The organism is Magnetococcales bacterium (assembly GCA_015231925.1).
GTDB lineage: Bacteria > Pseudomonadota > Magnetococcia > Magnetococcales > JADGAQ01 > JADGAQ01.
The window spans coordinates 1-2,390 of the sequence record JADGAQ010000343.1 but is presented as its reverse complement, the minus strand read 5'-3'; the positions used below and the strand labels follow the sequence as shown (position 1 = coordinate 2,390).

4 protein-coding genes are annotated in these 2,390 nt (G+C 50.0%); 3 read left to right on the top strand and 1 reads right to left on the bottom strand.

Features of this window, described 5'->3' with window-relative positions:
* Positions 1-346: hypothetical protein (locus HQL56_19620; protein MBF0311726.1), on the bottom strand; the 346-nt coding region annotated here is incomplete at its 3' end.
* 234 nt (positions 347-580) lie between these two features.
* Between HQL56_19620 and HQL56_19615 the strand changes: the two genes are divergently transcribed.
* The 3 genes from HQL56_19615 (at position 581) to HQL56_19605 (ending at position 2,110) form a co-directional block, all read left to right on the top strand.
* Positions 581-1,072, top strand: coding sequence for a helix-turn-helix transcriptional regulator (locus HQL56_19615; protein MBF0311725.1), 492 nt, complete (start codon positions 581-583; stop codon positions 1,070-1,072).
* A gap of 241 nt (positions 1,073-1,313) precedes the next feature.
* On the top strand, positions 1,314-1,463 hold the full coding sequence (locus HQL56_19610; protein MBF0311724.1) for a hypothetical protein: 150 nt from the start codon (positions 1,314-1,316) through the stop codon (positions 1,461-1,463).
* 53 nt (positions 1,464-1,516) lie between these two features.
* On the top strand, positions 1,517-2,110 hold the full coding sequence (locus HQL56_19605) for a hypothetical protein (protein ID MBF0311723.1): 594 nt from the start codon (positions 1,517-1,519) through the stop codon (positions 2,108-2,110).
* Positions 2,111-2,390 lie beyond the last annotated feature (280 nt).

Here is a 2,390-nt window from a genome sequence, read left to right as displayed (position 1 = left end):
TCAGCCTCACCACGTCCTGCCCCTCGATGACCCGCCACCCGAGACAACCCACCAGAGCTTCCAGCACCGCCGGAGACCCGATCACCCGCATCAAGACAGGTAACGCCTTCAGAGGTGGTACATGCGCTTCCGCTTCGGGATTCAGCCATTTTTCTAAAGTCTCCAGAGAGAGTTTCCCGGCATTCCCTGCCGCCAGGTTGATTCCGTACCGCCCAGCCACCGCATTCAGCTTGTCCAGGATCTGCGCCCGCGACAGCCCGCTTTCCCTGGTCGCCCGGTTGAGCGCCTCCTTGAAGTCCCGCACCGAATTCAGTGACGGGGCGAACAGGTCAGGTTGCTGGGTCATGCGCGTTCCATTTCGCTGTCCGGCTTCTGGCCGGTCCCAATCCGAAAAATCCCAACAAGCGGATGTTGAAGGGCCATCCGTGGCCGGTTATCATGCTTCCCAGGAGGCGAACAACCTCGCCTCTTGTCGATAGAAATAACACCACAAATGATCGAGTTCAAGATCATTTGTGAGCGTCCGAGTTAATTTTTTTCAGAATTGCGTGGCGTGCTGCCGTTTATCTAGGAATATCAAATGGTTGAGCAAGACTCGGACGCGATCATTTATGATGCTGATATGTGTCCGAGTTCCCTGCGGGAACTCGGACACCGGATTGCAGCCGTTTGCAAGGAAATCGGCTCCCAAAAGGATGCTGCGGATTTTTTTGGTATCCCTATCGCCACGCTTGGGAGGTACATCCGAGGGGTCAATAACCCCCCCGTAACAGCAATCTCCCGTATTGCTGCCTTATCACATGTGAACCTGGACTGGCTTATTACCGGCAAAGAGCCAATGCGCCCTGGTATGGCGCAGAAAGACACCGGCTTGACTTTTGATGATGCCATGACTGCATGGACCCTTATTCATCGCCACGAGGGCCTTGCAGACCGTTTTTCGGATGATGCGGCGGATGGTTTTGCTTTACTATTTGCCCAAATGATCGCCGAAGAACGTAAAAACACCGGAGCAACCCCGGAAGAAATCCTCAAAAAGGACATGTTTAAGCGGTTTTTCAAGAAGAAATAGGCAGTAACGTTACCGTTTTGTAAGTTTTTGCCGATAAGTCCTCCACTTTCCACACCAGCGCGACGATGTCGCAGGAGGATTTCGGATGGATTTATCTAGCATAAACCGCTTTTTGCGGGGTCGAGAGGGGGGTAAAGGCAGGATTGTCTTGTACGTTGTCGGGTCAATTGCGGTTGGGTTTGCCATATGGCAATGGCAATACCGACAGATTACCCCGCAAGAACAAACGATCTTGCGAGCAATGGTCGCGCAAGCAGCACACAACCGCAACCTACCCCCACAAACCATCTGGTCCGACCTCAAACGCCAAACCGGCTTCTACCGGATAGACGACATGACCCACGCCGCCTACCGCAAAGCCCTGGACCACCTGGTCACCCAGGCTAAATAACCCCCACGCCAGCCCTCACGGGCTGGCCTTAATCAACCAAAGAGGAAAACATAGTGTCTTCTCTTACTGATGGTGTTATATCAATAATCAAAAAGATTATTTTAATAGCAAAGATTGCGGTTATTGGTTTTGTGCTGCTTTTTGTATTTTTTATTGTTCGTGATATATTCTTTACGGACAAAGACAGTAGGCCAATCAAAGAGGCGCAGCAGGCGAAAGAGGCGCAGCAGGCGAAAGAGGCGCAGCAGGCGAAAGAGGCGGCTGAGGCTCTAATAAAACTTGAGGTCGCGGCAAGGGACGCAAAAGCAGTACTTAATACTGTCGAAGCAAGATTAAAAGAAGTATATACTGCCTATGTCGTAACAAATAATAAATTATTGCCTGTAAAATGTGTTGGACATATCCTTTCTATGCGTGTTTTTGTTTTGTGCCAATACGGAGCAAATTTTCAATACCCCCATATGGGACTATGGGAAGTTGCTAATGATCTTCAAGGGAACAGAGGATATTATGCTGTAAATGGCAAGGCTCTATCGGCCCTTGATAAACTTACTGCGCATCAAGATTTCCATAAACATCCTGACGCTTCAACTATTGATATTCCTGCTATTTTTAAGTTTTTGAGCGCCAGGTTAGAAGGGAGTTGATCTGCTTGGCCACGACACCTTTTCCCGATCACTGTCCATCGACTATCCATTCCCGGACAGTAACCGTCGATTTTGGTGCCATTCCATAATCATTTTCCGCCCGTTTTCGCTCGATTGCGACCAAATTCGATCAAATCATGCCCTGGCACCAAACGGCCTTAACAAGCTGATTTTTCGCGGTTTTTCCCTCAACCCCCCTGGTGCCAAATCATCCCCACCCCCACAAGACTCCTGGCAAAAGCTCACCATTGACCAAGGAATTTTCCAGCCTCCATTTTCT

What these genes read in the sequence shown, in the direction of transcription:
- HQL56_19615 (MBF0311725.1), top strand. Translation starts at nt 581, where the DNA reads ATGGTTGAGCAAGACTCGGACGCGATCATTTATGATGCTGATATGTGT.
- HQL56_19610 (MBF0311724.1), top strand. Translation starts at nt 1,314, where the DNA reads ATGGTCGCGCAAGCAGCACACAACCGCAACCTACCCCCACAAACCATC.